At 39.0% G+C, this 21,325-nt stretch carries 21 protein-coding genes; 13 read left to right on the top strand and 8 right to left on the bottom strand.

Annotation, left to right across the window (positions count from 1 at the left end; all coding sequences use genetic code 11):
- Window positions 1-204: 204 nt before the first annotated feature.
- The 3 genes from infA (at window position 205) to lnt (ending at window position 3,044) form a co-directional block, all read left to right on the top strand.
- The gene (infA, locus tag ACT2CV_RS00825) at window positions 205-423 is read left to right on the top strand and encodes a translation initiation factor IF-1 (RefSeq protein ID WP_464973724.1); all 219 of its coding nucleotides are present in this window, start codon (window positions 205-207) and stop codon (window positions 421-423) included.
- Between the two features lie 154 nt (window positions 424-577).
- Window positions 578-1,486, top strand: a complete 909-nt coding sequence (gene corC / locus ACT2CV_RS00820) for a CNNM family magnesium/cobalt transport protein CorC (protein ID WP_464973723.1) — start codon at window positions 578-580, stop codon at window positions 1,484-1,486.
- Between the two features lie 34 nt (window positions 1,487-1,520).
- Window positions 1,521-3,044, top strand: a complete 1,524-nt coding sequence (gene lnt / locus ACT2CV_RS00815) for an apolipoprotein N-acyltransferase (protein WP_464973722.1) — start codon at window positions 1,521-1,523, stop codon at window positions 3,042-3,044.
- Window positions 3,045-3,135: 91 nt separating this feature from the next.
- Here lnt and ACT2CV_RS00810 read toward each other — a convergent pair whose 3' ends face one another.
- The gene (locus ACT2CV_RS00810; RefSeq protein WP_464973721.1) at window positions 3,136-3,954 is read right to left on the bottom strand and encodes an outer membrane protein assembly factor BamD; all 819 of its coding nucleotides are present in this window, start codon (window positions 3,952-3,954) and stop codon (window positions 3,136-3,138) included.
- 100 nt (window positions 3,955-4,054) lie between these two features.
- Here ACT2CV_RS00810 and rluD point away from each other — a divergent pair, with 100 nt between their 5' ends.
- The 4 genes from rluD (at window position 4,055) to dusC (ending at window position 7,654) form a co-directional block, all read left to right on the top strand.
- The gene (rluD, locus tag ACT2CV_RS00805) at window positions 4,055-5,029 is read left to right on the top strand and encodes a 23S rRNA pseudouridine(1911/1915/1917) synthase RluD (protein ID WP_464973720.1); all 975 of its coding nucleotides are present in this window, start codon (window positions 4,055-4,057) and stop codon (window positions 5,027-5,029) included.
- Between the two features lie 13 nt (window positions 5,030-5,042).
- The gene (pgeF, locus tag ACT2CV_RS00800) at window positions 5,043-5,777 is read left to right on the top strand and encodes a peptidoglycan editing factor PgeF (protein WP_464973719.1); all 735 of its coding nucleotides are present in this window, start codon (window positions 5,043-5,045) and stop codon (window positions 5,775-5,777) included.
- Window positions 5,778-5,857: 80 nt separating this feature from the next.
- The gene (gene djlA / locus ACT2CV_RS00795; protein WP_464973718.1) at window positions 5,858-6,727 is read left to right on the top strand and encodes a co-chaperone DjlA; all 870 of its coding nucleotides are present in this window, start codon (window positions 5,858-5,860) and stop codon (window positions 6,725-6,727) included.
- Complete coding sequence (gene dusC, locus ACT2CV_RS00790; RefSeq protein ID WP_464973717.1) at window positions 6,728-7,654, top strand: tRNA dihydrouridine(16) synthase DusC; 927 nt, start codon at window positions 6,728-6,730, stop codon at window positions 7,652-7,654.
- On the opposite strand, the gene ACT2CV_RS00785 is transcribed toward dusC, so the two are convergent.
- The 4 genes from ACT2CV_RS00785 to ACT2CV_RS00770 all read right to left on the bottom strand — a co-directional run bounded on the left by ACT2CV_RS00785 (window position 7,651) and on the right by ACT2CV_RS00770 (window position 10,078).
- Window positions 7,651-8,439, bottom strand: coding sequence for a TatD family hydrolase (locus tag ACT2CV_RS00785; protein ID WP_464973716.1), 789 nt, complete (start codon window positions 8,437-8,439; stop codon window positions 7,651-7,653). The genes dusC and ACT2CV_RS00785 overlap by 4 nt on opposite strands.
- Window positions 8,439-8,996: a peptidylprolyl isomerase gene (locus ACT2CV_RS00780; protein WP_464973715.1), complete on the bottom strand. Its 558-nt coding sequence runs from the start codon at window positions 8,994-8,996 to the stop codon at window positions 8,439-8,441. The genes ACT2CV_RS00785 and ACT2CV_RS00780 overlap by 1 nt, the downstream gene beginning before the upstream one ends.
- Before the next feature lie 106 nt (window positions 8,997-9,102).
- Entirely contained in the window at window positions 9,103-9,435 is a 333-nt protein-coding gene (locus ACT2CV_RS00775) for a hypothetical protein (protein ID WP_464973714.1), read from the bottom strand.
- A gap of 133 nt (window positions 9,436-9,568) precedes the next feature.
- Window positions 9,569-10,078, bottom strand: coding sequence for a peptidylprolyl isomerase (locus tag ACT2CV_RS00770; protein ID WP_464973713.1), 510 nt, complete (start codon window positions 10,076-10,078; stop codon window positions 9,569-9,571).
- 158 nt (window positions 10,079-10,236) lie between these two features.
- On the opposite strand from ACT2CV_RS00770, the gene cysS reads away from it, so the two are divergent.
- The 4 genes from cysS to ACT2CV_RS00750 all read left to right on the top strand — a co-directional run bounded on the left by cysS (window position 10,237) and on the right by ACT2CV_RS00750 (window position 15,561).
- Window positions 10,237-11,616, top strand: coding sequence for a cysteine--tRNA ligase (gene cysS, locus ACT2CV_RS00765; RefSeq protein ID WP_464973712.1), 1,380 nt, complete (start codon window positions 10,237-10,239; stop codon window positions 11,614-11,616).
- A gap of 168 nt (window positions 11,617-11,784) precedes the next feature.
- On the top strand, window positions 11,785-12,963 hold the full coding sequence (gene nhaA, locus ACT2CV_RS00760) for a Na+/H+ antiporter NhaA (protein WP_464973711.1): 1,179 nt from the start codon (window positions 11,785-11,787) through the stop codon (window positions 12,961-12,963).
- 115 nt (window positions 12,964-13,078) lie between these two features.
- Window positions 13,079-14,734 (top strand): phospho-sugar mutase, encoded by a 1,656-nt coding sequence (locus ACT2CV_RS00755; RefSeq protein WP_464973710.1) that lies wholly within the window; start codon window positions 13,079-13,081, stop codon window positions 14,732-14,734.
- A gap of 65 nt (window positions 14,735-14,799) precedes the next feature.
- The gene (locus tag ACT2CV_RS00750; protein ID WP_464973709.1) at window positions 14,800-15,561 is read left to right on the top strand and encodes a phosphodiester glycosidase family protein; all 762 of its coding nucleotides are present in this window, start codon (window positions 14,800-14,802) and stop codon (window positions 15,559-15,561) included.
- Between the two features lie 75 nt (window positions 15,562-15,636).
- Here the strand turns inward: ACT2CV_RS00750 and galM are convergent, their stop codons facing one another.
- Genes galM through galT form a run of 3 tightly spaced genes read right to left on the bottom strand, consistent with a single transcriptional unit; the run spans window position 15,637 to window position 18,937 of the window.
- On the bottom strand, window positions 15,637-16,716 hold the full coding sequence (galM, locus tag ACT2CV_RS00745; protein ID WP_464973708.1) for a galactose-1-epimerase: 1,080 nt from the start codon (window positions 16,714-16,716) through the stop codon (window positions 15,637-15,639).
- Window positions 16,710-17,867, bottom strand: a complete 1,158-nt coding sequence (galK, locus tag ACT2CV_RS00740; RefSeq protein WP_464973707.1) for a galactokinase — start codon at window positions 17,865-17,867, stop codon at window positions 16,710-16,712. The genes galM and galK overlap by 7 nt, the downstream gene beginning before the upstream one ends.
- A gap of 26 nt (window positions 17,868-17,893) precedes the next feature.
- A complete protein-coding gene (gene galT / locus ACT2CV_RS00735) occupies window positions 17,894-18,937 on the bottom strand; it encodes a galactose-1-phosphate uridylyltransferase (protein WP_464973706.1) in 1,044 nt (347 codons plus the stop codon).
- Between the two features lie 218 nt (window positions 18,938-19,155).
- On the opposite strand from galT, the gene ACT2CV_RS00730 reads away from it, so the two are divergent.
- Together ACT2CV_RS00730 and mglB are read left to right on the top strand one after the other, a co-directional pair.
- Window positions 19,156-20,169 (top strand): substrate-binding domain-containing protein, encoded by a 1,014-nt coding sequence (locus tag ACT2CV_RS00730; RefSeq protein WP_464973705.1) that lies wholly within the window; start codon window positions 19,156-19,158, stop codon window positions 20,167-20,169.
- Between the two features lie 156 nt (window positions 20,170-20,325).
- The gene (mglB, locus tag ACT2CV_RS00725; protein ID WP_464973704.1) at window positions 20,326-21,318 is read left to right on the top strand and encodes a galactose/glucose ABC transporter substrate-binding protein MglB; all 993 of its coding nucleotides are present in this window, start codon (window positions 20,326-20,328) and stop codon (window positions 21,316-21,318) included.
- Window positions 21,319-21,325: the final 7 nt, after the last annotated feature.

The raw sequence follows: 21,325 nt of genomic DNA, 5'->3' as shown, positions 1-21,325 counted from the left end.
AAATTGGTTGGCTATTGTACAGTTTTGTGCTTTTGATGACTAGTAATAATTTTGGGTAAGCATGGCGCAAAGTGCGGTGAAATTTTGCTATGTTTTTGCTATTTCTCTTATTTGAACAAAATTAATACTTTCAGAATAAGCCACAAAAGAGTATAATTCGCCCGTTTTATTTTTACCTCATCATACTAAGGATTATTTTTATCTATGGCTAAAGAAGATAGCATTGAAATGCAAGGCACTATTTTGGAAACCCTGCCAAACACAATGTTCCGCGTGGAACTCGAAAATGGTCATGTGGTTATCGCTCATATTTCAGGCAAAATGCGTAAAAACTATATTCGCATTTTAACTGGCGACAAAGTAACTGTGGAAATGACCCCATACGATTTAAGCAAAGGTCGTATCGTTTTCAGAGCGAGATAATCATTGACAAGGCTCGATTTTTCGAGCTTTTCTTTTCTAAAACATCCCGTTTTTTCACCGCACTTTTCTAGCCCCAATAAAAAGGAATAGAAAACCCCGCTAAAATATGCTAATTTCACTCAAGTCAAATACTGACGAAACTATTAGCATAATTATGACTGACGAATTTTCAAACAATACCACTCATACTGACATTCTACAAAAGAAATCCTTTTTCCAGTCTTTATTTGGTCGTTTTTTCCAAGGCGAGCTTAAAAATCGTGATGAATTAGTCGAAGTGATTCGAGATTCTGAGCAAAATGAATTAATCGATCAAGACACTCGCGAAATGATCGAAGGTGTGATGGAAATTGCAGAATTGCGTGTGCGTGACATTATGATTCCACGCGCACAAATCGTATTTATTGAAAACACACAAGATTTAGAAAGTTGCTTAGACACCATTATTGATACCGCGCACTCTCGTTTTCCTGTGATTACAGACGAACGCGACAATGTGCAAGGCATTTTGCATGCGAAAGATTTACTCAAGTTTTTACGCGAGCAACCCGAAGAATTTAATATGCAAAGCCTGTTACGCCCTGCAGTGATAGTGCCAGAAAGCAAGCGCGTGGATCGAATGTTAAAAGAATTCCGTTCACAACGTTTTCATATGGCGATTGTGGTGGATGAATTCGGTGCAATTTCAGGCTTGGTAACCATTGAAGATATTTTGGAACAAATAGTGGGTGATATTGAAGATGAATTTGATGAAGAAGAAACCATCGCGAATATCCGTCAACTTTCGCGCCATACTTATGCAGTGCGTGCATTAACAGATATTGACGATTTCAATCAACAATTCAATACCCATTTTGAAGATGAAGAAGTGGATACCATTGGCGGTGTGGTGATGCAAGCCTTTGGTTATTTACCAAATCGAGGCGAAGAAATTACCCTTGAAAATATCCATTTCAAAGTGACTTCAGCAGATAGTCGTCGATTAATTCAACTTCGCGTGACTGTCAGCGATGAGCATTTAGCTGAAATGGTCGCCTCAACTAACGAACAAACAGAAGAATAATTTAATGGAGGAATTTTTCTTCCTTTTTTAACCTATGAAAACATATTTCCCTTATCTTATCGCCCTCATTTCAGGCTCCATTGGTATTTTCGCATTTTCGCCTTACGATTATTGGTGGGTCGCTTATATTTCCGCTTTGGGCTTAATTTATATTGCCAAAACACCTTCAAAAAAGACCGCACTTTTCGCTACATTTTTATGGGGTATTTGCTTTTTTAGCATTGGTACCAGCTGGCTTCATGTTAGTATTCACCAATTCGGTGGTGCGCCCATTTGGCTAAGCTATATGCTGGTGGTGCTGCTAGCTGCCTATTTGTCCCTTTATCCTGTATTGTTCACATATCTCGTGCAAAAATTCCAAGTCAAAAGTGCGGTGATTTTTGCGGCAATTTGGACAATCACCGAGTTTCTACGTGGATGGGTATTTACTGGTTTCCCTTGGTTACAATTTGGTTATAGTCAAATTGATACTGTGTTCTCTGGTATCGCTCCTATCTTCGGTGTAACTGGATTAACCTTCTTTGTGATTTGGTTAAGTGCGGTCATTTTTAGTACGATTTCGGCGCTTTTTCAAGGTAAAAACGCCTATGCGATTGTTATTGCCAATGTCATTTTGGCGGGACTAGTCATCGCTGCCACCACTTTTGCACCTAAGAACTATGCAAAACCCGTTGAGAGCAAAGCGATGACGATTACCTTAGCCCAAGGCAATATTGAACAATCATTAAAATGGGACCCAGAATATTTATCATCCACTCTGCAAATTTACAGTGAGTTGATCAAACAACATTTAGGCAAATCCGACTTAATTATTTTGCCTGAAAGTGCGTTACCCGTATTGGAAAATCATATCCCGACATTCTTTGAAGGATTAAAAGTCGCGGCAAAACATACCAATACAGATGTGATGATTGGCACCGTTTATCGAGATGAGCACATTGGTAAATTATTTAATTCCATTGTGTTAGTGAATGAAAATTATCAGCTTGATCAAGCGAGCAGATACAATAAACATCATTTGGTGCCTTTTGGTGAGTACGTTCCTTTAGAAAATCTTTTACGTCCTCTGGGCTCGGTGTTTAATCTGCCAATGTCTGCATTCCAAAGTGGAGCACCAATCCAAGCACCACTACTGAGCAAAAACCGAGCATTTACCGCTGCTATTTGCTATGAAATTATTGAAGGCGCACAGTTACAACGCAATTTACAAGAAAATACCGATTTTATTCTTACAGTTTCTAATGATGCTTGGTTTGGCGACAGTCAAGGTCCTTGGCAACATTTTCAAATGGCAAGAATGCGCGCGTTGGAATTGGGTAAACCTGTCATTAGAGCAACTAATACAGGTGTGAGTGCCTTTATCAATGCACAGGGTGAAATTATTGCTCAAGCACCACAATTTGAGCAAACCACGCTAACACAAAAAATTGCCCCAACGGAAGGTAAAACACCTTATGCCGTTTTAGGCGATAAACCTTTATATTTACTTATTGTGATTTTCTTATTGCTCAGAACTATTCATTTCTTGATACAAAGAAGACTGTTTAAGCAAAAATAAGTAATAATGAATAAAAAAAGTACGGTGTATTTTTATTTCGTTTTAAAACGTCGTAAAAATACACCGCACTTTATGTTTTTAAGAAAACGAATTATTCTGCTTTCTTGTCGTCGCTACCAAATGTTAACCAAGAAGGTAAGCTTAAGAATGGTTTTTCTGGCTCTGCAATTTCTTCTAAATGTTTGCCTTCATTTGCTTTTACCAACGCAGCTGCTTGTTGTTCAAGCTGAGTTAAGCCCATTTTTTGATAAGCTTCTTGCATTAATGGTAATGCTTTGATGGTTGATACGGTATCTGGGTAGGTTCTTAACATGCTAGTCACGCGATTTGCTACAGCAACCCAAGCATTACGTTTAGCATAAAATCTTGCGATTTCTAATTCATGGCGAGCAAGGCTGTCTTTAATATAAGCCATACGCGCTAACGCATCTGGTGTATAAGGACTATTTGGGAAATTCGTCACTAAGGTTTGGAAATTAGAAAACGCGGTTTTCATTGTGGTATTTTCACGTGTTGCGCGATCAATACCAAAGAAATCTTGCATATAATTGTCGCCCATAGACGCATTGGTTAATGCTGCCATGTATAACACATAATCACGATGTGGACTTTGTGGGAACATACGTAAGAAATTATCCGCAGTCACTAAAGCTTTGGTGTAATCATCGGTTTTATAGGCTGCATAAATTAAATTTAATTTTGCTTGTTCGCTATATGTGCTGCCTGGGAAACGCGTTTCTACGGCATCAAAATAACGAATCGCTTGGCTATAATCCGCATCTTGAATATAAGTTTGAGCCGTATTGAAAAGCTCCTGTTCACTTGCTCGTTCTACTTCTTTTTTGCCAGAACAAGCCGAAATAGCCAATGAGGCTAACACAACTAAAGTAAGCGATTTGAATTTACGCATAACCGGATAATCCTTTTCTATGTAAAAATAATGTATTGAGTTACAATATCTGTCATATTCTATATGACATTATAAAATAATTCACGGATTTTTATTCTTTATGGCACAAATTACTCTTTCAGCTGAAGTACAACCAGAGCAAATGGGACAACGTTTAGACCAAACTTTAGCCGAATTGTTCCCCGATTATTCGCGTTCACGTTTGAAAACTTGGATTGAAAACGACTTGGTTTTCGTTAATGGCAAAATTTTAAATGTGCCTCGCACAAAAATGTTAGGTGGAGAACAAATTGAAATTAATGTGGAAGTAGAAGACGAAATCCATTATCTACCTGAAAATATCCCTTTAAATATTGTTTACGAAGACGAACATATTCTCGTTATTAATAAACCAAAAGATTTTGTCGTTCACCCTGGGGCTGGCAATTACAACGGCACTGTGCTCAATGCTCTACTTTACCATTATCCTAGCTTGTCGGAGGTACCTCGCGCGGGTATCGTGCACCGTTTAGATAAAGATACAACAGGTTTAATGGTTGTTGCGAAAACCATCCCCGCACAAACTCAATTAGTACGTGATTTACAACAACGCAAAATTACGCGTGAATATGAAGCAGTTGCTTTTGGTGTGATGACAAAAGGCGGTAAGGTAGATCAACCTATGGCGCGTCATCCAACAAAACGCACCGCAATGGCAGTGCATCCAATGGGCAAACCTGCAGTCACACATTATCGTATTATGGAACATTTCCGTAATTACACACGCTTACGCCTTCGCTTAGAAACGGGTCGTACACACCAAATTCGTGTTCACATGGCTCATATCGCTCATCCTTTACTTGGTGATCAAACCTATGGTGGCCGTCCTCGCCCACCAAAGAATGCTAGCGAACAATTTAGCGAAACCTTACGTAATTTCCAACGCCAGGCATTGCATGCAGTGATGTTACGTTTAGAACATCCTATCACTCGCGAATTAATGGAATGGTATGCGCCATTGCCTGAAGACTATGTGGAATTGATTAATGCTTTAAAAGAAGATTATCAATTACACAAAGACGAACTTGATTATTAAAACGAGGCGAAAAATGACCGCACTTTTTCCTCAATGGCAAGCACCACCACAGGTTCATGCCTTCACGACTTTTCGTCAAGGTGGTGTGAGCCAAGCGCCTTATGATAGTTTTAATCTTGGCGATCATGTGGGCGATGATAAAAACTCAGTAAAAATAAACCGCACTTTATTGACTGAGAAATTTGCTTTGCCGCATATGCCTTTGTTTTTAAATCAAACCCATAGCACAAAAGTCATCCAACTGCCTTACTATGAAACAGATTTAAATGCAGACGCAGTTTATAGCAACCAACCTAATCAAGTGTGTTTGGTGATGACTGCAGATTGTTTACCCGTCTTGTTCTGTAATAAAACAGGCAATGAAGTAGCGGCAGCTCACGCTGGTTGGAGAGGCTTATGTGATGGCATTTTGGAACAAACGGTCGCACAATTTCAATCTCCAACAAATGAAATTATTGCTTGGTTTGGACCAGCCATTGGGCCGACAGCATTTCAAGTCGGGCAAGATGTAGTGGATCAATTTGTCGCACAGGATCCACAAGCTATTTCAGCTTTTACTAAAGATGAAAACAATGCTGGGAAATACTTTGGGAATCTCTATCAGCTTGCTACACAACGCTTGCATAAATTAGGGATTACAGAAATTAGCGGCGGCGAACATTGTACGTATTTAGATAAAGAACGCTTTTTCTCTTATCGCCGAGACAATAAAACAGGTCGCATGGCAAGCTTAATTTGGTTTGAATAATTTTATATTGCAGTTGAATTTTCAGCATAAATCACAATCTAAACAAAAAAATAACCGCACTTCATTCATAAGGAAGCACGATGAACTTTATTGGTAAACTTTTAGGTTTTTTTATTGGCTATAAAATCGGTGGGGGTTTTATTGGCGCAATGGCTGGCGTTATGCTTGGACATTGGGTGGATAAAAAATTATATGAATTGGGCAGCGTCAATTCGTCCTTTTTCCATCATAAACTCACTCGCCAATCCTTGTTTATGCAAACGACTTTTTCTGTGTTAGGGCATTTGAACAAATCAAAAGGCAGAGTAACAGAAGGAGATATTCAGCTCGCCAATAATTTGATGGCACAATTGCAATTAGATGCAGCTAATCGTCGTTTGGCCCAAGAAGCTTTCAATCGAGGAAAAGAAGCTAGTTTTCCATTGCGTGAAGTCATAAGAGAATTTCGCATTGGATGTGGCCAGCGCGCTGATTTGTTGCGTATGTTCCTCAGCGTACAAGTGCAAGCAGCATTTGCTGATGATAATTTACATGGTAACGAAAAAGAAATTTTGCGTATTGTTGCGGAAGAATTAGGTTTATCTCAGCTCCAATTTGAACAAATGATCATGATGGAAATGGCGCGCCGTCAATTCTCTAACGGTGGTTTCTATCAACAATATCAGCAAGGCAATTATCAACAGCGTAGCTACCAACAAAATGGTGGTTATCAACAAAGCGGTTATCATTCAGGTCCAACAGTTGAAGATGCTTATAAAGTACTGGGCGTTAATGCTAATGATGATCAACAAACCGTTAAACGCGCTTACCGCCGATTAATGAATGAAAACCATCCCGATAAGCTCGTATCAAAAGGCTTACCAAAAGAAATGCTTGAAATGGCAAAAGAAAAAGCACAACAAATTCAAGCCGCTTATGATCTTATTTGTAAGAATAAAGGTTGGAAATAATTGCGAGTCATTCTTGCACCTATGCAAGGCGTATTAGATCCGCTAGTACGCCAATTACTCACATCTGTAAATGATTATGATCTCTGCATTTCCGAGTTTGTTCGGGTAGTTGATCAACTCTTACCTAAAAAAGTGTTCTATCGTTTAGCGCCCGAATTGCAGAATGACGGAAAAACGCCTTCTGGCACGCCTGTGCGAGTGCAATTGCTCGGTCAATTTCCTGAATGGCTTGCCGAAAATGCACAACGCGCCATTGAATTAGGTTCTCATGGTGTGGATTTAAACTGTGGTTGCCCTTCTAAAACCGTCAATGGTAGCAATGGTGGTGCCAGTTTATTAAAAAATCCAGAATTAATTTATCAAGCCACAAAAGCAATTCGTCAAGCAGTACACACTCACTTGCCTGTGAGCGTTAAAGTGCGGTTAGGGTGGGACGACATTTCCCAAGCTTTTGAAATCGCAGATGCGGTGCAACAAGGTGGTGCAACAGAAATTACGATCCATGGCAGAACAAAAATGGATGGTTACAAAGCAGATCGTATAAATTGGCAACAAATTGCGAAAGTACGTCAAACCTTATCCATTCCAGTGATCGCCAATGGCGAAATTTGGGATTGGCAAGATGGGCAAACTTGCTTACAAGTGACAGGCTGTCAAGATTTAATGATAGGACGAGGGGCATTAAACACGCCAAATTTGAGTTTGGTGGTGAAGCATAATCATCCCATCATGCCTTGGTTACGAGTTTACGAGTTGCTGCAACAATATGCGCAAATGGAAAATATTCATGATAGTGGTTTTTACCATATCGCGCGAATCAAACAATGGCTGCAATATTTGAAAAAGGTCTATCCTGAAGCAACAATCACTTTTGAACAAATTAAAACCTGTCAAAGTGCGGATGATTTACGCCAAAAATTAGGTTAATCAAATAGATGAAGTGAAGTTTGCCAAATCTGCTGAGCGATAAATTCAGGATCTTCTTTTCTCAATTGGCAAAGATGTTGAAAAATATGAGCAATACGTTCAGGGCGATTGACTTGCCCTTGAAAACCAAAGACAGGCATATCAGGGCTATCCGTTTCTAACAATAAACAATCCAATGGCAATTTAGCAATGGTTTCACGAGTTTTATTGGCTCGTTGATAACTAATAGTACCTCCAACACCAATTTTATAACCTAAATCTACCAAGCGTTTGGCTTGTTCATAGCTGCCCGCAAAACCATGAATAACGCCTGTTTTCGACAACGCAATTCGTTTAAGGAAAGTAAAAACTTGATCATGCGCCTTACGACTATGCACATTAATAGGTAACTGATATTGCTTTGCTAATTGCAACTGTGCATCAAAGAAATCACATTGCTTCCGCCAAAGATCTGGCGACAACAATTCAGGTACAGCACGTTCTAAACCAATTTCTGCTACAGCAGTACAATGCTCGGCTTGTTGGGCAAGTTGCTGTGCAAGGATATCCAAATCTTCTGTTTGATGTTGTTGGATATAAAGTGGATGCAATCCCAAACCATAACGCAACTGTGCGGGATAAAGTGCGGTCATTTTTTGGATCTTTTTGAAATCGCGCGCCAATACTGCAACGATCAATATTCGTTCCACATCGGCAGCCATTGCTGATTGCAATAGCTGCTCAAGAGACTCACCTGTTTCTTGTTGCAAATAATCAAGATGTGTGTGAGTATCAAAAAAAGGCATTATTCCACCGTCACCGACTGAATCACAATGGCTTCTTTTGGCACATCGCGGTGCATACCTGCATAACCCGTTTTGACTTTCGTAATTTTATCCACAACATCCATGCCGGCAATTACGTTACCAAAAACAGCATATCCCCAACCTTGATTGGTTTCACTGGTAAAATTCAGAAAGTCGTTATCTTTCAAATTAATAAAGAATTGCGAGGTTGCTGAATGAGGATCCGAAGTGCGCGCCATCGCAATGGTTCCTCGGGCATTTTTCAATCCATTATTGGCTTCATTTTTGATTGTTGCTGTAGCTCTTTTCTGATTCATTTGCGCATCAAAACCACCACCTTGAATCATAAAATCATCAATAACACGATGAAAAATTAATCCATCATAAAAACCACTTTGTGCATAATGAATAAAGTTTTGGGTGGAAATTGGTGCATTTTTTTCATCTAACGACAATTTAATATCGCCTAAATTCGTATGCAAAGTAACCTCTTTCGCATACACTGAAAATGCCAATAACAAACTTGAAAGTGCGGTCAAAATTTTAAAGGTTTTCATCTTATTGTTCTTCACATCAAATAAAAAAGGCGTATTTGCTACGCCCTATGTAATATACTATTTAAGGCTCTTTTTTATTCACAAGAAAGAGTTTTAGTCTGCTAAACTAAATTTTCTTTTTATACACTTTTCCGTTTTTAGATAAAGTGAATTGATCTTTATCTATCGTACCCACTAAGCTATCATCACTTAAATCGTATAATGAATTTTCTTTCTTATAAACAACGACTTTATAGGGAGCCAGCTGTTCTTTTCCACTAATTATTGCCTTGATAGTAATTCTTGTACTTAAAACAAATTTTTTACCATCTTCACTTTTATTGATAGTCAAATTTTGTTTTTCATCATTTGAATATGTTCCACTAATATCTGCTGAGTCGTTACAAGCAGTTAATCCTAAAGCAAATAAAGTTGAAATTATTATTGTTTTAAGCTTCATCTGTTTTTTCCTCACGTTTTAAAGGATTTTCTACCGAATTATGTTTAGCTAGCTCTTCTATTGTTTCAAAATTAGAATATTGCTCTATAAAGTGAACAATATCGCTTACTCTTAAAAGAGCTAGCCTCTAAGGCTATTCCACTGTCACGCTAGTGATGACCACATCTTCTTTTGGTACATCTTGGTGGAAACCTGCATTGCCGGTTTTAACTGATTTGATTTTATCAACCACATCCATACCTTCAACGACTTCGCCGAAGACTGCATAACCCCATTCTTGCACTACTTCGCGACCAAACATTTCTTTTGAACGATAATCTAAGAATGTATTGTCAGCTACATTGATAAAGAATTGTGCTGTTGCAGAATGTGGATCGCTGGTACGTGCCATTGCGATAGTACCACGTTTATTGCTCAAACGATTGTTTGCTTCGTTTTGGATTGGCGTATTGGTATTTTTTTCCTTTAATCCAGCTTCCATACCACCACCTTGGATCATAAATCCATCAATAACTCGATGGAAAATTGTGTTATTATAGAAACCCGATTTGCAATAATTCAAAAAGTTTTCCGCTGTAATCGGTGCTTTTTCGTGGTTTAATGCAATTTTAATATCGCCAAAATTAGTATGTAATGTAACCATTCTATTTTCCTTTGTTGTTACCCATAATTATTTTACAAAATATCGGCAAGCATTATTCCATAAATTGCAAATGAGTGCTATAAAGTGCGGTGCAAAATTAACGAATTTTCTATTTCATCTTTTAAATCGAATAACAACCCCATAAACGAGAATATACAATGTTAAAAATTTTCAATACCCTTACTCGCGAAAAACAAGAATTCAAGCCAATCAATCCTCAACAAGTCGGTATGTATGTTTGTGGGGTAACGGTTTATGATTTATGCCATTTTGGTCATGGTAGAACATTTGTTTCTTTTGATGTGATTGCACGCTATCTACGTTATTTAGGTTACAACCTACGTTATGTGCGCAATATTACCGATGTGGACGATAAAATTATTAAACGTGCGTTAGAAAACAATGAAAGCTGCGATCAACTTGTGGATCGTATGATTGCGGAAATGCACAAAGATTTTGATGCGTTAAATATTTTGCGTCCAGATGTCGAACCACGAGCAACGCAGCATATTGCCGAAATTATCGCGATGGTCGAAGCATTAATCAAACGAGGGCACGCCTATGTTGCAAAAGATGGCGATGTTATGTTTGACGTGGAAAGCTATCAACAATATGGCAGATTATCACGTCAAAATTTGGAACAATTGCAAGCTGGCGCAAGAGTTGAAATTAAATCAGTGAAGAAAAATCCAATGGATTTCGTGTTATGGAAAATGTCCAAACCAAATGAACCAAGTTGGGACAGCCCATGGGGAAAAGGTCGTCCAGGTTGGCACATTGAATGTTCCGCAATGAACAGTAAAGAATTAGGCAATCATTTTGATATTCATGGTGGTGGCTCGGACCTAATGTTCCCACATCATGAAAATGAAATCGCACAATCTTGCTGTGCCCATGATGGCGACTATGTCAATTATTGGCTACACACAGGTATGTTGACCATTAATGAAGAAAAAATGTCAAAATCGCTCAATAACTTCTTCACTATCCGCGATATTTTGAGCAAATACGATTGCGAAAGCGTGCGCTATTTCTTCTTAACAGCGCAATACCGCAGCTTATTAGATTATAGTGAAGAAAATATTGGGTTAGCCCGTAAAGCATTGGAACGCCTTTATACCGCATTAAGAGGTTGCAATACAGCAGCTGAAATTGAAAAAGAAGATCAATATGTTGTCGCGTTCAAAGAAGCGATGGATGACGATTTCAACACCCCGGGCGCTTTAGCCGTATTATTTGAATTAGCACGTGAAATCAATAAGTTAAAAACTGAAAATGCACAACAAGCCGATAAATTAGCCACACGTTTGAAAGAGCTCGCAGGTGTATTAGGTTTACTTGAACAAGATCCTGAAACCTTCTTACAAGGTGAAGCCGCAGATGATGAAGTAGCAAAAATTGAAGCATTAATCAAGCAACGTAACGATGCGCGCGCCGCAAAAGATTGGGCAACCGCCGACGCAGCACGCAATCAGTTGACTGAAATGGGCATTGTATTAGAAGATGGTCCAAACGGAACCACTTGGCGCCGTCAATAAAGAAAAATGAGTAAAAAAGTGCGGTTAAAACAACATAAGTTTTGACTGCACTTTTTATTTAGCTCAATAAAGTCGTTCAAATAATGAGCATGCAGTAACGAAATTTTTACAAAATTCACCACACTTATGGTAGGATTTTTGTTTATTTTAATTTTTGAAAGGTATTTTATGCTCGCTCATTTACAACGATTTTTTAAAATGGAATCAGCAAGTGGTATCTTATTATTCACTTTTGCCCTACTTGCTATGCTATTTGCTAACAGTGGTTTACAACCTTTCTATTTTGATTTTTTAGACATTCCCGTCGTAGTGCAAATCGGTAGCTTTGCTATCAATAAAACCCTTATTCATTGGATAAATGATGGGTTTATGGCGGTATTTTTCGTCTTAGTGGGAATGGAAGTTAAACGTGAAATGCTAGAAGGCTCGCTTTCAAGCTATCAACAAGCTATTTTCCCTGCTTTTGCGGCCATCGGCGGAATGATTATTCCTGCGGCAATCTATTGGCTTCTTACTCATAATCAACCTGAACTTGCAGATGGTTGGGCAATACCGATGGCAACAGATATCGCTTTTGCATTAGGAATTGTTGCTTTATTAAGTAAGCAGGTGCCACCCGCATTAAAAGTATTCTTGCTTGCCTTAGCCATTATTGACGACCTAGGCGCCATTGTGGTTATCGCCCTCTTTTTCTCATCTGATTTAAGTAGCACCGCGCTCATTATTTCTGCTGCCGCCATTGTTGGTTTAATTATCCTAAATCGCCTCAAAGTAGGTCATCTTTGTGCTTATTTATTTGTGGGCTTAATTCTTTGGACTGCTGTATTAAAATCAGGTGTTCACGCCACTCTTGCTGGTGTCATTATTGGCTTTAGCATTCCACTCAAAGATAAAGAAGGCAACAGCCCACTTCACAGCTTCGAACATATTTTGGCGCCTTGGTGTTCCTTCTTTGTGTTACCACTTTTTGCCTTTGCCAATGCGGGCGTCTATTTAGGTAATGTGGATTTAAATACCATTTTCTCTGCCTTGCCACTAGGTATTAGCCTAGGTCTATTAGTGGGCAAACCGCTAGGGGTTTTTGGTTTTAGCTACCTTTCCGTTAAATTAGGGCTAGCGAAATTACCAGAACAGATTAATTTTAAACAGATTTTCGCGATCGCAGTGTTATGTGGTATCGGTTTCACCATGTCGATGTTCTTAGCAAGTCTTGCCTTTATTGGCGACACTGACGATACCATTAATACACTTTCTCGTCTCGGTATTTTATTAGGTTCTTGCTTATCTGCAATCATTGGTTTCTTATTATTAAAAGCCAGTACTAAAAACAGATTGCAATCTGCCTAAACAAAAAATTGTTAAAAATAGACCGCACTTTGCGGCTATTTTTTTATGTATAAGGTGTTTTCTCCACGTTGTTCAGTTACAATGTCGTTGTCTGTCATGATTATAGGAGGCATTTATGGACATCCTTACCCTCGCGCAAACTTGGTTAGCACAAGATCCCGATGTAGAAACCCGAACAGAACTCGAACAATTAATCTCAGAAGTGAAAGCGGGCAATGAAAAAGCCAAAACAGAATTAAACAACCGCTTTGATGGGCGTTTACAATTTGGCACTGCAGGCTTACGTGGGCCTTTACAAGCGGGATCTATGGGAATGAACCGCGTATTAGTTGCCCAAGCCGCTGGCGGATTAGCGGAATACTTAAAAGGCTACGACAACGAGCCTTCTATTGTGATTGGTTATGATGGACGTAAAAACTCCGATGTTTTCGCACGTGATACCGCTGAAATTATGGCTGGTGCAGGTATCAAAACCTATTTATTACCGCGTAAATTGCCAACTCCAGTGCTTGCTTATGCGATCAACTATTTGGACACCACTGCTGGTGTTATGGTGACAGCAAGCCATAACCCACCAGAAGATAACGGTTATAAAGTGTACTTGGGCAAAGCCAATGGTGGTGGTCAAATCGTTTCGCCTGCGGACAAGGATATTGCTCAATTAATCGATAAAGTGGCAATGGGTTCAATCAACGATTTACCTCGCAGTGATGATTACAGCGTACTATGCGACAAAGTGGTTGACTCTTATATTGAAAAAACAGCGGCTATTGCCAAAGAACCAAAAACAGATATTAACTATATTTATACCGCCATGCATGGTGTCGGCTATGAAGTATTTAGTAAAACCTTGGCTAAAGCAGGTTTACCACAACCCACTATTGTTGCAGAGCAAGTATGGCCTGACGGCACTTTCCCAACAGTTGCATTCCCTAACCCTGAAGAAAAAGGCGCATTAGATTTAGCCATTGAATTAGCTAAAGCGAAAAATGCGGAATTGATTATTGCAAACGACCCTGATGCAGACCGTTTAGCTGTGGCGGTGCCTGATTCACAAGGCAATTGGAAAGCCTTACATGGCAATATGATTGGTTGTTTCTTAGGCTGGTATTTAGCCAAACAATATCAAGCACAGGGCAAAAAAGGCATTTTAGCCTGTTCTCTCGTTTCTTCACCTGCATTAGCTGAAATCGCCAAAAAATACGACCTACAATCTGAAGAAACTCTGACTGGTTTTAAATATATCGGCAAAGTAAATGGCTTATTATTTGGTTTTGAAGAAGCATTAGGCTATTTAGTAGATCCTGACAAAGTACGTGATAAAGACGGTATTTCCGCTGCCATTATGTTCTTAGATTTATTGTGTTATTTGAAAAAACAAAGCAAAACCTTAGCAGACTACGCAGCAGAATTTATGCAAACCTTTGGTGCTTTCATCAGCGGACAAATTTCAATTCGTGTGGATGATGTGAGTAAAATTGCGAAATTAATGACCGCACTTCGCGACAATCCACCAATGCAAATTGGCGAAGTTAAAGTCAGTCAATTCTTAGACCATAAAAAAACCGATCGTCAAAGTAATATTTTAGTCTTTATGCTCGAAAATGGTTGTCGTCTAATTGCTCGCCCATCAGGTACTGAGCCAAAAATCAAATTCTATTTGGACGCCAAAGGAAAAGATCCAGAAGATGCCGAACAAGTGCTCGCTCAATTTGAGGAAAATGTACGTCAAATTCTGCGTAAAGAGGAATTTGGCAGACAGGATTGTTAATTGTCTAACAGCAAGGATTGATAACTTTATAGCACTCAGTTAATGAGTGCTATCTTATTTGCACTATGAAACGACAATATTTTCTTTTTTCTTGTTTAGCGTTATTCCTCTTGTTCAGTAATAGCGCTAAAGCAGATTGCATCCACACCTATTCACAAAACGACTATATTCATATCAGTCGCATTGATTTGAACTGTAAAAATATTGAATTAGTAACCAGTCAGCAAACAGATCAAGGACTTAGCGTATCCAAATTTGCCGAAAAGTATCAAACTGCGGTGGCAATTAATGGCAGTTTTTTCCGCAAAGACGGTTCACCAATTGGGTTGAATATCAGCAACTATAAAAAATGGGGAAAATACCAAGACACTCGCTCACGTTCTTTTTTGGCTTGCAACGCCAATAATCAATGTATTATCGACCCGAAAAACAGCCTAGCCAAAATCAATCCAAAATGGAAAACCGCTATTGCAGGCTGGCACTATTACCATCAAAGATCGGGAAAATTTGAATGCAGTAAAAATGACAAAATCGGTTGCCAACAATCGATTTTTACCGATAAACACCCTCGTACAATGATCGGCTTAGATAAACAACACAACTGGCTCTATTTTGTCGTCGTGGAAGGAAGACAGCTCACATACAGCGGAATGACAATGGATGAATTAAGCGAACTCGCCAACAAATTACAGCTAACCGAAGCGGTAAATTTAGACGGCGGTGGTAGCTCGACTATGGTCATCGGCACAAAACGAGTTTCTGATTTGCCTTTGTGGCAAGGAAGCGAACGAAAAGTGGGGAATGTGATTGGTGTGAAGCTGAAATAAATAAAAGCCAACACATAAAAATGTTGGCTATTGACCTAAGAGTTATAAGGAATATATTAAAATCCTTTCTCTTCTTTAACGAAAGGAGAATTTTGTCCAGTGACAATAGTCTTCTCCAGCCTTGCTAATTCCGCCATATTGCCACCATTCAGGATGGTTTGGGGTGTCAGGCAAGGCTTGAGTTTCTAAAGCAATGCCGCTGTAGTCTTGATATTCTGTACCAATACGCGTTGGGTTACCTTGCAAATAATTGCCCGTATAAATTTGCAATGCTGATTGCGAAGTACTGATTTCTAGACGTAAAGAACGATCAAGTGCGGTTAAAATCGCACAAGTTTTAGCGGGTTGATTTAATAAGAAAGAATGATCATAGCCTTTGGTTAACTTCTGCTCTTCTTGTAAGAAGTCAGTGCCAATCATTTTTTCCTGACGGAAATCAAAACTGGTATTTTCCACTGATTTTAACGGTGAATTTGGAATACCCTCAGCGTCCACTGGTAAAAATGCATCGGCATTTAACTGCAAGAAGTGAGTACGAACATCACAGCCATCAATGGCATTATTCAAATTAAAATAAGCGTGATTGGTAAGGTTAAGCGGTGTGTCTTCGCCATTTATCGCTTCAAAACTAACGATCACTTCATTTTGTTCAGTCAACTGATAAGTCACAAAAGCAGCAACATTGCCAGGGAATCCTTGATCTTGATTCGGCGAGAAATGGTAGAAACAAACAAAATCTTCGCCAAAATCATCAATTTTCCACCGCACTTTATCAAACCCCTGCGGTCCACCATGCAATTGGTGCTCGCCCTGATTCGCGGCAAGAATAATTTTGCCATCATCAGATACGGTTTTAGGGTCCAAACGTCCGGAAGACAATCCTTCAAAATTATCCACATAGCGAGCATGTGCAATGCGATTAGCATAACGCCCAATACTTGCCCCCATAAAAGCTTGCTGAACTGGATAATCCTCAGGCTTGCAACCTAATAGCACTTCCCTTAATTCATCTTTTACAGGGACTTGGCAAGAAATCCAACTCGCCCCCCAATCCATAAACTGCACGCGCATGCCTTGATTATTTCGCAATGTAATCAATTTATAAGGTGCGTTATCAGGCGCAAGCGCGGTGGTTTCTTCCCATAAATTTAGCATACTTGAACCCCTTGTGATGCGGTACAAACATAGAAATCTTCTTTAATGCCTGTTTGTTTTTCATAGTTATCGGCGATGATTTTACGCACAGCTTCGACTTTTTCGGTTGGCGCCACAACCACAATGCAGCCGCCAAAGCCACCACCTGTCATACGCGCACCGCCACTATTACCAATTGCCACTTGCGCTAATTCTACTAAATAATCAATTTCAGGCGTGGTAATTTCAAAATCATCTCGCATGGAATCATGGGATTCCCCCATTAATTCGCCTAATTTCTTGATATCGCCTTGTTTTAATGCTTCAACGGCGTCCAACACGCGTTGATTTTCCGTTATCACATGGCGTGCGCGTCGAGCCATTTCTTCATTAAGTGCGGTTAATTCGGCCTCTCTTTTCTTAAATTGTTCAATAGACACATCACGCAATGCTTTTACACCAAAGAATTCAGCTGCTGTTTCACATTGTTGGCGGCGAATATTGTACTCTCCTGTGACTAAATCATGCTTAACATGAGAGTTCACAATCATAACCGCGATATTTTCGGGGACAGGCGTTGGCTGAGTGTCTAATGAACGGCAATCAATCATAAGCAGATGATCTTGTTGCCCTAAAGCAGAAATCAGTTGATCCATATTGCCACAATTTGCGCCAACGAATTGGTTTTCCGCTTTTTGACCAATTAAAGCTATCTCAGTATTATTCAATTCAAGATCCGCAAGCTGTTGACAGAATTTACCAATTGCTACTTCTAAAGACGCGGAAGAACTCAATCCCGAAGAATGAGGTACATTACCACTAATCACTAAATCGGCACCTTGCTTAAAATGAGGACAGCGCTGTTGAATAAACTTCACCACGCCTCTGACATAGCCAGTCCATTTTGCTTGTGGATTTGGTACAATTTCCTGTGCTAAATCAAATTCATCATACTCATTAAGATCGGCAGCATAAACGCGGAAAATACTGTCATCTCGTTTTGCTCCAGCTACCGCTGTACCATAATTAATAGCACAAGGCATCACAAAACCATCGTTGTAATCGGTATGTTCTCCAATAATGTTTACACGACCTGGTGCATAAACGCAGATGTCAAAAGTGCGGTTAAATTTTTGATTAAATAATTGTTGAGCGGTTTGTATCGGTGACATAACTTATTCCTTTCACATTCAATTCATTATTTGCTCAGTTTATAATGGACTTCACTCAAATTGCTTAAGCGTTCTGCAGCTTGCTCTGCGGTCAAATCACGTTGACTTTCAGCTAGCATTTCATACCCCACCATAAATTTTCTCACTGTTGCAGAACGTAATAACGGTGGATAGAAATGAGCATGTAGCTGCCAATGAGAATTATCTTGCCCATTAAAAGGCGCTGCATGGAATCCCATAGAATATGGGAACGAAGTTTCAAACAAGTTATCGTATTTAGTGGTTAACCGTTTTAATGCTAATGCCAAATCTTTGGATTGCTCTTCATCTAAATCAGTTAAACGCTTAATGTGCGCTTTTTTCGGCATTAATAGAGTTTCAAATGGCCAAGTTGCCCAATAAGGCACTACTGCAAGCCAATGCTCCGTTTCCACTACAATACGTTCTTTCAGTGCTAATTCTTTTTGTGCGTAATCTAATAACATCACTGAATTATATTGGGAAAAATAATCACGCTGCGTGCGATCTTCTGTTGCAACTTCATTTGGTAAGAAACTATTTGCCCAAATTTGTCCATGAGGATGCGGATTTGAGCAGCCCATTGCGGCACCTTTATTCTCAAAAATTTGTACCCATTGGTATTTTTGCCCTAATTCTTGTAACTGTTGTTGCCATAAATCAATCACTTGTTTGATCTCGTCAACAGATAACAGAGGCAAGGTTTTACTATGATCAGGAGAGAAACAAATCACGCGACTTTCGCCTCGTGCTTGTGCCATTTGGAATAAAGGAGAATCTGATTTTTCTGGACTCGGCGTATCCTCTAATAACGCAGAAAAATCATTTTTAAAAACATAGGGGCTTTTATAATCAGGATTTGGTTCCCCTGTAATGCGTTTATTGCGTGGACATAAATAACAAGTAGGATCATGAGAAGGCTTTTGCTCTTCTGCTGTTTTTTCCTGTTGCCCTTGCCATGGACGCTTCGCTCGATGAGGTGACACTAAAACCCATTGATCAATGAGTGGGTTATAGCGACGATGTGGGTGTTCGGTCGGTTCAAATCGCATATGACACTCCAAAATATGAAAACGATTACAAAAAGGTTTTGCCATAAGATAGCATAATCTTATAAATAAACTGTGATTAAGATCACAAATTCAGCAATAACCCCCTATTGAATATCCCTTTTTTGTGACATAGGTAACACTTTTACAACGTAACCGTTTTCAACTTCTTTTTGTTTTCTTATGATGAACAAAATATTTTCTGAATAAGGAGAAATACGATGATTACCATTCGTGATGTTGCAAAACAAGCTGGCGTATCAGTTGCAACAGTTTCTCGTGTTCTTAATAATGCCTCTTGCAGTGAAAAAGCACGCTTAGCAGTAGAAAGTGCGGTGCAAAAATTAGGTTATTCTCCCAACGCCAATGCACAAGCATTAGCACTACAAACGACAGATACTATCGGTGTTGTAGTAACGGATGTATCAGACCCGTTCTTTGCAATTCTCGTTAAAACAGTGGATCAAGTTGCTTCAGAATATAATAAAACAATTTTAGTGGGTATGGGTTATCACCATGCAGAGAAAGAACGCAGCACCATTGAAACATTACTACGCAAGCGTTGCAGCTGCTTGGTAGTCCATTCTAAAGCGCTTTCTGATGAAGAACTAAAGAATTACTTAGACTATGTACCCGGCATGGTCATTATCAACCGTAATATCAAAGGATATGAAAATCGCTGTGTTAGCCTTGATAACCAAAGAGGTACTTTTTTAGCCACTGAAATGCTGATTAAATTAGGGCATAAACGCATTGGTTATATTGGTTCTAATCATCAAATTAATGATGAACGCGATAGAAAGTTGGGATATTTAACCGCACTTCAGCAATATAAATTACCCATTATTGAAAATAGTGCGGTGCAAAGTACACCTGATTTTGAGGGTGGCGAAGCGGCAATGATTGATTTATTAAGCTATCACTCTGATTTAACTGCGGTTGTTGCTTACAATGACAGCATGGCAGCAGGCGCATTATCTGTCTTACACGAAAACAATATCAATGTACCACACCAATTCTCAATCATTGGTTTTGATGATATGCCAATTTCTCGCCAGCTGGTACCAAAACTAACAACCATTCGTTATCCTATTGATTTAATGGCAAATTATGCCACAAGACTGGCATTAAGTTTGGTGAATAAGGATATTGAAACACCTATTCATACGCAATTTAATCCAACTGTGGTGCGACGTTTTTCTACATCAAGCCATCAATCACAAGATATTTTGTAAACGTTTTCATGTTTTTTCTGATATTGTGAAATAGATCACAGTATTCAAGTAAAAAAAAAGGTATGGTAATACATATTACTCAATGCAGTAACTTGAGTTGTAAAAAAATCTATTGAGTAATCTTACATTTATTCACTTAAAAAGAGGAATATCACTATGAAAAAATCAGTATTAAGTGCAGTAGCGTTAGCTGTAGGTTTAGGTGCATTAACAACATCAGCTCAAGCAGCGGATCGTGTTGGTGTAACTATTTACAAATACGATGATAACTTTATGTCATTAATGCGTAAAGAAATCGAAAAAGAAGCAACGCAATATAAAGGTATTGAATTATTAATGAACGACTCGCAAAATGCACAGTCTGTTCAAAATGACCAAGTTGACGTGTTAATTTCTAAAGGCGTAAAAAGCTTAGCAATCAACTTAGTTGATCCTTCAGCTGCAAAAACCATCATTGGTAAAGCAAAACCTGACAATATTCCAGTGATTTTCTTCAATAAAGACCCTGGCGATAAAGCCATTATGAGCTATGAAAACGCTTATTATGTAGGTACTAACCCACAAGAGTCAGGCGTTATTCAAGGTGACTTAATTGCTAAATACTGGAAAGCGCATACAGAAGCTGACTTAAATAAAGATGGTAAAATCCAGTTCGTATTATTAAAAGGTGAACCGGGTCACCCTGACGCAGAAGCTCGTACTAAATATGTTGTTGAACAATTAAATGCTGTTGGCATCCAAACTGAGCAATTGTTCCAAGATACAGGCATGTGGGATGCAGCGTTAGCAAAAGACAAAATGGATGCATGGTTATCTAGCTCAAAAGCGAAAGACATCGAAGTTATCATTGCAAACAATGATGGTATGGCGATGGGTGCATTAGAAGCAACTAAAGCACATGGTAAAAAATTACCAATCTTTGGTGTGGACGCATTACCTGAAGTATTACAATTAATCCAAAAAGGTGAAATTGCAGGTACCGTATTAAATGATGGCGTGACCCAAGGTAAAGCTATTGTTCAATTATCAAACAACTTAGCCGCAGGCAAACCAATTGCTGAAGGCACAAAATGGGAATTAAAAGATAAAATCTTACGTATCCCATATGTTGGTGTTGATAAAGACAATCTTTCTGAATTCTTAAAATAATCATCCA

The sequence above is a fragment of the Reella acinonychis genome (assembly GCF_052384575.1).
Lineage (GTDB): Bacteria > Pseudomonadota > Gammaproteobacteria > Enterobacterales > Pasteurellaceae > JBQSUQ01.
This window is presented reverse-complemented; position numbering and strand designations above follow the sequence as displayed.

Excerpts from the sequence above, each read along its gene's own strand:
- corC (WP_464973723.1), top strand. The coding sequence starts at position 578 with ATGACTGACGAATTTTCAAACAATACCACTCATACTGACATTCTACAA.
- nhaA (WP_464973711.1), top strand. The coding sequence starts at position 11,785 with ATGCTCGCTCATTTACAACGATTTTTTAAAATGGAATCAGCAAGTGGT.
- ACT2CV_RS00775 (WP_464973714.1), bottom strand. The coding sequence starts at position 9,435 with ATGAAGCTTAAAACAATAATAATTTCAACTTTATTTGCTTTAGGATTA.
- infA (WP_464973724.1), top strand. The coding sequence starts at position 205 with ATGGCTAAAGAAGATAGCATTGAAATGCAAGGCACTATTTTGGAAACC.
- rluD (WP_464973720.1), top strand. The coding sequence starts at position 4,055 with ATGGCACAAATTACTCTTTCAGCTGAAGTACAACCAGAGCAAATGGGA.
- ACT2CV_RS00755 (WP_464973710.1), top strand. The coding sequence starts at position 13,079 with ATGGACATCCTTACCCTCGCGCAAACTTGGTTAGCACAAGATCCCGAT.
- galM (WP_464973708.1), bottom strand. The coding sequence starts at position 16,716 with ATGCTAAATTTATGGGAAGAAACCACCGCGCTTGCGCCTGATAACGCA.
- ACT2CV_RS00785 (WP_464973716.1), bottom strand. The coding sequence starts at position 8,439 with ATGCCTTTTTTTGATACTCACACACATCTTGATTATTTGCAACAAGAA.
- ACT2CV_RS00780 (WP_464973715.1), bottom strand. The coding sequence starts at position 8,996 with ATGAAAACCTTTAAAATTTTGACCGCACTTTCAAGTTTGTTATTGGCA.
- ACT2CV_RS00730 (WP_464973705.1), top strand. The coding sequence starts at position 19,156 with ATGATTACCATTCGTGATGTTGCAAAACAAGCTGGCGTATCAGTTGCA.
- lnt (WP_464973722.1), top strand. The coding sequence starts at position 1,521 with ATGAAAACATATTTCCCTTATCTTATCGCCCTCATTTCAGGCTCCATT.
- galT (WP_464973706.1), bottom strand. The coding sequence starts at position 18,937 with ATGCGATTTGAACCGACCGAACACCCACATCGTCGCTATAACCCACTC.
- pgeF (WP_464973719.1), top strand. The coding sequence starts at position 5,043 with ATGACCGCACTTTTTCCTCAATGGCAAGCACCACCACAGGTTCATGCC.
- mglB (WP_464973704.1), top strand. The coding sequence starts at position 20,326 with ATGAAAAAATCAGTATTAAGTGCAGTAGCGTTAGCTGTAGGTTTAGGT.
- djlA (WP_464973718.1), top strand. The coding sequence starts at position 5,858 with ATGAACTTTATTGGTAAACTTTTAGGTTTTTTTATTGGCTATAAAATC.
- galK (WP_464973707.1), bottom strand. The coding sequence starts at position 17,867 with ATGTCACCGATACAAACCGCTCAACAATTATTTAATCAAAAATTTAAC.
- ACT2CV_RS00810 (WP_464973721.1), bottom strand. The coding sequence starts at position 3,954 with ATGCGTAAATTCAAATCGCTTACTTTAGTTGTGTTAGCCTCATTGGCT.
- ACT2CV_RS00750 (WP_464973709.1), top strand. The coding sequence starts at position 14,800 with ATGAAACGACAATATTTTCTTTTTTCTTGTTTAGCGTTATTCCTCTTG.
- cysS (WP_464973712.1), top strand. The coding sequence starts at position 10,237 with ATGTTAAAAATTTTCAATACCCTTACTCGCGAAAAACAAGAATTCAAG.
- ACT2CV_RS00770 (WP_464973713.1), bottom strand. The coding sequence starts at position 10,078 with ATGGTTACATTACATACTAATTTTGGCGATATTAAAATTGCATTAAAC.